Annotated in this window: 5 protein-coding genes; 3 read left to right on the top strand and 2 right to left on the bottom strand. The window is 22.0% G+C overall.

What is annotated here, in order from left to right; genetic code table 11:
- Nucleotides 1-10: 10 nt before the first annotated feature.
- Both N3A58_01400 and N3A58_01395 read right to left on the bottom strand, forming a co-directional pair.
- Nucleotides 11-910 carry a sugar ABC transporter permease gene (locus N3A58_01400; GenBank protein MCX8058055.1) on the bottom strand — a complete coding sequence of 300 codons (900 nt, stop codon included), beginning with the start codon at nucleotides 908-910 and terminating at the stop codon, nucleotides 11-13.
- Between the two features lie 480 nt (nucleotides 911-1,390).
- Nucleotides 1,391-2,626, bottom strand: coding sequence for an extracellular solute-binding protein (locus N3A58_01395; protein ID MCX8058054.1), 1,236 nt, complete (start codon nucleotides 2,624-2,626; stop codon nucleotides 1,391-1,393).
- A gap of 327 nt (nucleotides 2,627-2,953) precedes the next feature.
- Here N3A58_01395 and ugpC point away from each other — a divergent pair, with 327 nt between their 5' ends.
- The 3 genes from ugpC (at nucleotide 2,954) to N3A58_01380 (ending at nucleotide 6,523) form a co-directional block, all read left to right on the top strand.
- Nucleotides 2,954-4,063 carry a sn-glycerol-3-phosphate ABC transporter ATP-binding protein UgpC gene (gene ugpC, locus N3A58_01390; GenBank protein ID MCX8058053.1) on the top strand — a complete coding sequence of 370 codons (1,110 nt, stop codon included), beginning with the start codon at nucleotides 2,954-2,956 and terminating at the stop codon, nucleotides 4,061-4,063.
- A 641-nt stretch (nucleotides 4,064-4,704) separates the two neighbouring features.
- Nucleotides 4,705-5,538 carry a LysM peptidoglycan-binding domain-containing protein gene (locus tag N3A58_01385; GenBank protein MCX8058052.1) on the top strand — a complete coding sequence of 278 codons (834 nt, stop codon included), beginning with the start codon at nucleotides 4,705-4,707 and terminating at the stop codon, nucleotides 5,536-5,538.
- 154 nt (nucleotides 5,539-5,692) lie between these two features.
- Nucleotides 5,693-6,523 carry a tetratricopeptide repeat protein gene (locus N3A58_01380; GenBank protein ID MCX8058051.1) on the top strand — a complete coding sequence of 277 codons (831 nt, stop codon included), beginning with the start codon at nucleotides 5,693-5,695 and terminating at the stop codon, nucleotides 6,521-6,523.
- The last annotated feature ends 386 nt before the right edge of the window (nucleotides 6,524-6,909 follow it).

Genomic DNA, 6,909 nt, shown 5'->3' with positions numbered 1-6,909 from the left:
TTAAAATTTCTTATTTTTCTTCACTTTTCAAAGTATTATTTATGTAAATTAATATAAACAATAAGGTAATTAAAAACTGTATTACACTTATAGCTGATCCAAAACCAAAATTAGAGTAACCAAAAGAATTTGTGTACATATATGTTGCTAAAGTTTCAGCTGCTCTAGCTTTTGTATTTGTCATAACATAAACGATGTCAAATGTTCTTAAGGAATCTATAATGGATATAGTTATAGCAACAATTGTTGCTGGTGTAAGAGTAGGTATTAGTATATATTTAAATCTCTGAAACCAATTTGCACCATCTACCATCGAAGCTTCTATTAATTCAGATGGCACATTCTTTAAACCAGCTAAATATAAAATCATTACATAAGGGACCTGTCTCCATATTCCTACTACTATTAAAGCTCCAGTCATGTACCTTTCATCACCTAACCACTCTTTTGCAAGAGAATTTAATCCAATACTTCTTAAAATTGTATTTAACACTCCAAAATTTGGATTATATATCCACATCCATATAGTTCCAATAATAGCAAAAGAGAGAGTCATTGGTAAATAAAACAATGTTTTAAATATTTTTGTTCCTTTAAATGGTGTGTTAAAATACATAGCTATTAATAGTCCTAAAGGAATCGGAATAAAAACAAATAAAAGAAGCCAGAATAGGTTGTTTTTTAAAGCAATCATTGACTGTTTTTCAGAAAAAAATCTTATAAAATTTTTGAATCCTATATAAATTGGATTCGTAACTATTGAATCTGTTTTTGTAAAAGCAAATAAAAATGATTGAAAAACAGGAATTATAACCCATAAAAGATACATTGTTAAAGGAATAGAAAGAAATACCCATGGAACAATTGAATAATAATTAATTTTTATTTTTTTTAGAATAGGTTTTTTCATAATTTTCCTTCATATATCTTTGTTTAGTTTATCTACTATGACTTTAATATCATTAAAAACATTTTATTTTTTATTTATTAAATCTATTTTATTTTTTAAATATAAATGCATATCAGATTTTTTATATTTATTAAATTTTGTTAATAAATATTAACTTAACTAATATATTCCATTAAAATTTTTAATTTGCAAAATTTATAAAATATTTTTTTGTCTGATTTTGTGTAACTTTTAAGATTTCTAGAATAAGTATTATAAGTATTTTATTTATTATTTATTTCAAATATCTTACTTAATGAAATATATTAATTAATTTTATATGAATTACTAAAATAACTCAACACTTTATTTTTATTCTCCTTAATGTAAAATTTATATAAAAGAGAAGGAAGTATTACTTTATAGAAATACTTCCTTCTTCTAAAATTTACAAATTTTATTTAAAATAAAGACAAACTATTTTTTATAAAATTAACAATTTTATTTTTTAAACTCAGCATATATTCTTTGTCTATGAGTTTCAACTTCCTGTAATATTTTAATTAGATCAGCTGGATTCTGTAAAATTCTAACAATAGCATCCATACCGATTGCAGCCATTTCTTCTGGAGCATCTCTATCATAGAATTGCATTGCAATAGCAGCACCTTTAACGATTGCTAATCCTTTTTCAGCAGCAGGGTTTGGTGGTGGTACAAGAATATTTGCAGCAAGTCTTCCAAGTTTAGTAGCAAAATATTCTTGTGCAAATTTTGAAGCAATAAAAGCTAAAAATTTCTTAGCATTTGCTTTATTTTTAGCTTTTGCAGGTACTATAAAACCATCAGTTGGTGTATCTACTCCATATGCTGTTTGGTTGCCTATAATTGGAAATCTAAAGAAATCAAATTTTCCTTTATCTTTTTCAGGAATAACATCCATTATAAATTGTCCCATTAAGTACATAGCAGCTTTTCCTTCAATCATAGGAGCAACAGCTTCTTGCCATGATAATGAAGCAGCACCTTTAATAAAATATTCATTTTTAGCTAAATGTGCTAAATATTCAAATGTTTTAACAACTTTTGGGTCAGTATATGCAACATCACCACCAGTAAGTTTTTGATGGAATTCACCACCATTAACAGCAACATTTAAATAATCGAACCAACCACCAGCAGTCCATGTGTCTTTTGCACCAATAGTAAATGGAGTTATACCATTTCTTTTTAATACTTCACAAACTTTAAGTAGTTCTTCCCAAGTTTGAGGAACCTTCAATCCATATTTATCAAAAACTTCTTTGTTATAATAAATTGCCCACCAATACCAAGATTGAGGAACAAAATAGATTTTTCCATTATAACTTGCAGCAACTTTAAAAGAAGCTGGGAATTCAGCTTCAAATTTTCCACCTGGGAAAACATCATCAACTGGTTCAAGTAAACCTTTCATAGCATATTGTTGCATTCTAAAACCAGCAAACCATGTTAAAACATCAGGAGCATCTTTAGAAGTTAAATAGTTAACAATTTGAGTTTTGAACTGTTCATGAGCAGTAGTGTTAACTTCAACTTTCATCTTATATTGTTTCTCAAATTCAGCTACAAGTTCAGCAAAAACTTGTTTTGGTTTCTCATCTGACATGTATGATTGAATAATAAGATCAGCTTTTTTTGTACCACATGAAAATAGAAATATAAAGAAAACAAGTACAAAAATTAATATTTTTTTCATTAAAACCTCCTAAATATTATTTAATTGTTTTTAATAATACACTTTTCATTAAAATTATAAATTGTTTTTAATAAATTGTCAAATTTTTTTACAAAAAATAACTAATTTAGTTTTAAATAATAAATATTTAACAAATAATATTGAAAAAATAATTTTTTTTAATAAGATTTATTATATAATTAATGATTAAATAATCAAATATTAAAAATAAAATTAAAGATAAATAAAATTATTTTTAAAAATAAATTGTTAAAATATTAAATTAATATTATACATATTATAAAATATATAGTTATCTAATATTATAATTAAAAAATAGGAGTATTTATGGCAACAGTTGAATTAAAAAATGTTTATAAAATTTATGAAGGTTCAGATAAACCTGCAGTTTGCAATGCTAACATTAAAGTTGAAGATAAAGAATTTGTAGTTCTCGTAGGACCATCTGGGTGTGGAAAATCAACAATTCTAAGAATGATTGCAGGATTGGAATCTATAACTAAAGGTGAACTATATATAGATAATATTTTCGTAAACAATCTTCCTCCAAAAGATAGAGATATTGCTATGGTTTTCCAGAATTATGCATTATACCCTCATATGTCAGTCTATGATAATATGGCGTTTGGCTTAAAAATTAGAAAAATTCCTAATGATGAAATTGACAAAAGGGTTAGAGAAGCTGCAAAAATTCTACATCTTGAAAATTATTTAAATAGAAAACCAAAAGCTTTATCTGGTGGTCAAAGACAAAGAGTAGCTGTAGGAAGAGCAATAGTTAGAAATCCAAAAGTTTTTTTATTTGATGAACCTCTTTCAAATCTTGATGCAAAATTAAGGGTGCAAATGAGAGCTGAAATAATTTCTTTGCATCAAAAATTAGAATCCACTATGATTTATGTAACTCATGATCAAATAGAAGCAATGACTATGGGAGATAAAATTGTAGTTATTAATGATGGTATTATTCAACAGATAGGATCCCCTCTTGAATTATATAATAATCCTATTAATAAATTTGTTGCTGGTTTCATAGGTTCACCACCAATGAATTTTATTGAAGTTAATATTAACTATAGAGATAATTTAATAGAACTTATTAATGGAGATTTTAAAATAGAAATTAATGATACAGAAAAAGTCAATTTATTGAAAGCTTATAATAATAAAGTTTTAATTATGGGGATTAGACCTGAAGATATTCATGATGATAAAAAAAGTAATTTTTATTCTCTTAAAGCCAATGTTGAAATAATTGAACCACTTGGTGCTGATACTTATGTCCATTTTAATTTAGGAAATGTTTCTTTCCTTGCAACTTTTAGAGCTTCTACTACAGCTCATCACAATGAAAAAAATAGAAAAGTTTATTTTGATATGAGTAAAATATATTTTTTTGACCCAGAAAATGATTTTAAAAATATTCTAAAAAAATAGTATGTATTAAATTTAAGTCTTATTTCCCATTGTATTCTTTATTTATCTATAAAATGTTACTTTTTATAATATAATTCTTTTTATTTCTTTTTTTAATTTTTTTCAATTAGATTAATTCAATTTATTTTTATTTATTATCTGCAATAAAAAAACAACTATTTTATTAAAAAAATAAATGCTTAATTATTATATTTAGTATTTGTTTCTAAAGAGTAAAATAGAAATAAATAAAAAGCTATACTTTTTTATAATTCAAATAATTTCAATAAAATCAATAAGTATACTTATTTATAACATTTAATTGTTAAAAATTGTTAATATTTAATTTATACTTTTTTATAACAATTGATGTATAATGTTTATACGATTGTATTAATAATTAACTGATATTTTTATATTTAATTTTATGTTTTAGAATAATTTTTTAGTTATAAATATATAAAATTTTTGTAATGATTAACAATTTTTTAATTTGTAAAAAAAAAGTTACTTCTTATTAAAAATTGTTAATAGAAATTGCCTTCATTCTTTTAGAAAAGAAACGAATAAATAGATGTAAATAGATGTAAAATAATAGAGTTTTATGAATTAAAATAATTTATTTTAAGTTTTTCTTAATTTTAATTTTTTAGGAGAGAATTATGGCAACAATAAACAATGAAGAAAGAAAAAATAATACAATATTAATAGTACTAATATTTTTCCTTGTTTTTTTAATAATTAGTTCAATAATCATATTTTCAAGATTTTCAATATCTTCTAAAAGAGCTGGAACAGAAATTGAAAAAAGTAATGAAATTAAAATATCTAAAATAGAAGAAGAGGCAAAACAAGAAAAAAAGGAAACAGCTCAAAAACAAGAAACCCAGGTTACTCCTGTTGTTCCTGTAACACCTCAAGTTCAACAAAAACCTCAAACTCAACCACAGGTTCAAACAAAACCATCTACTCAACCATCAACTCAGCAACAAACAACTGTTAAACCATCAAAACCTAAAACTACTGTAAAAACATCAAAAGAAACTAAACCTTCAAATTATTATATTAATGCAAAAAATATTAAAAAATTTCATTCTATACTTTTAAAAGAATTTGAAGGTGTTAAAACTGTTGACTATAAAGTAGTATGGGGAGATACTTTATGGAAAATAGCTTTAAGGTATAATACTTCTGCTCACACAATTTATGTATTAAATGCATTTGATGATCCCGATTTAATAATTTGTGGTTCAATTATAAAAGTTCCAGTTAATTTTGTCCTTTCTAAAACAAGAACTAATAGTATACTAACAGAATTAATTCAGAAGGAAAAAACAGGGTTTAATAACAAAAATAATGTAATTTTCAATAAAAATTATTCTTATAATTGTATTAATATTGAAAATGAAGACAATGTATTAGATTATGAGAATAATAAAAAGAATTTTGAATTTACAAAATATTTTAAATATGAATATCTATTTCATTTGATTTAAAAAAATTCAGTTTAAAAATAAAATATTAAATAGTTAAAAAACTGTTTTATTGAAAATTAAAAGGAAATATTTAAATACTAAATTTTTAATATATAATTTTAGAAATACAAAATAAAATCATTTTTATAAAAATATAAAGATTTTTTAATTTAAGATGAAAGATATTTTCAAAATATTAATTTTTTATTTTTTAATTTTCATTTTTATTTCTTTAAATATAATATCTTTGGCTCAAGTAGACTTCAATGATGAATCATGGGTTTATAAAGAGCAAGGAGATAAATATTTTTATCTAAAAAACTATTCTAAAGCAATTGAATATTATGAAAAAGCATTACAGATTAATCCAAAATATGCTGAAGTTTATTATATGCTAGGGAATATATATAAAATTAAAAAATTATTTGATGTCGCATTAAACTATTATAAATATGCAGAAACATATAAAGCTTATTTTAAAATAAAAGAGATGTATTTTTATCTTTTATATGATATTTCTGAAATATTTTTTTTTACAAGAAATTTCTCAAATTTTTTAAATTATAACAACCTTTTAATTTCAAATGATAATTATTTCAAATATTTTTCTAGAGAAATTTTTTCAATATTAAATCTTGTACCTGAAGGTGAAAATATTTTTTCAAAAGCTTATTTTAGAATAGGGTATTTTTATTTTTTTTCACAAAATTATGAAAATTCTCTAAAATATTTTATTTATTCCAAAATTTATAAATATAGACCTGATGTTACACACTGGATACTTTCAAAATTAATGTATATTCAAGGTGGTTACATTCAACATAAAGAATATGAAAAAATAGCAATAAATTTAAATCCTGAAATAGCAAAATTTGATAAAAAATTTAAATGGCAAAAGATTCCATTTGATCAAAATTATTTACTGGAAATGGAAAAATTTATAAATGAATTTAATGGTTACTATTATTTAAATCTTCAAGATAAAAATAAAAAATATAATAAGTAATTAAAAAATTAATAAAGAATTTATTTTATTAAAATTATAAAAAAATTATATATTTCAAGTTAAACCAATTATAATCAAATAAAATAAGATTATATTTTTATTATTAATTTATTTTCTATACATTTATAAATATTTTTAATTTTTTATGTAGAAAAAATAAGATATTAAATATTATTATATAATATTAAATTATTAAGAAAATAAGAGAGATTACTAGAATTAATAGAAATAGAAATAAGAATTATATAATTAATAATTGTTTTTTAATAATATTTTTTTATTAAATCAATAGTAAACATAATATAAATTATGTTAAGTTAAATTTTAAATTAAAAATTATATTTATTTTTATTATTTTTTTCATACTAATATACTAATATAATATT

The sequence above is a fragment of the Spirochaetota bacterium genome (genome assembly GCA_026415295.1).
Classification (GTDB): domain Bacteria; phylum Spirochaetota; class JAAYUW01; order JAAYUW01; family JAOAHJ01; genus JAOAHJ01.
Note: the sequence above shows the minus strand (reverse complement) of the source record. Positions and strands in the feature narration are given on the sequence as shown.